Below are 268 nucleotides of genomic sequence, written 5' to 3'. Positions count from 1 at the left end.
GGCTGAGCCGGCAGCATGGCACGACGTTGTTCATGACGGTGCTGGCGGCCTGGGCGGCGGTGCTGGCGCGTCTATCGGGGCAGGACGACCTTGTGATCGGCGTGCCGAGCGCCAATCGCGGCCGCCGCGAGATCGAAGGGTTGATCGGCTTCTTCGTCAACAGCCTGCCGCTTCGGCTGGAGCTGTCGGGCGAGCCGAGCGTGTCGCAGCTTCTGGAACGGACGCGGCGCACGGCGCTGGCTGCGCAGGAGCATCAGGACCTGCCGTT

Annotated in this window: 1 protein-coding gene; it reads left to right on the top strand. The window is 69.0% G+C overall.

The features are described 5' to 3' along the window. Positions 1-32: 32 nt before the first annotated feature. Positions 33-268: condensation domain-containing protein (locus tag KJQ96_RS39145; RefSeq protein WP_309142553.1), on the top strand; the 236-nt coding region annotated here is incomplete at its 3' end.

Origin of the sequence: Bradyrhizobium sp. sGM-13, from assembly GCF_018398875.1 — a bacterium.
Taxonomy (GTDB): Bacteria; Pseudomonadota; Alphaproteobacteria; order Rhizobiales; family Xanthobacteraceae; genus Bradyrhizobium.
Note: the sequence above shows the minus strand (reverse complement) of the source record. Positions and strands in the feature narration are given on the sequence as shown.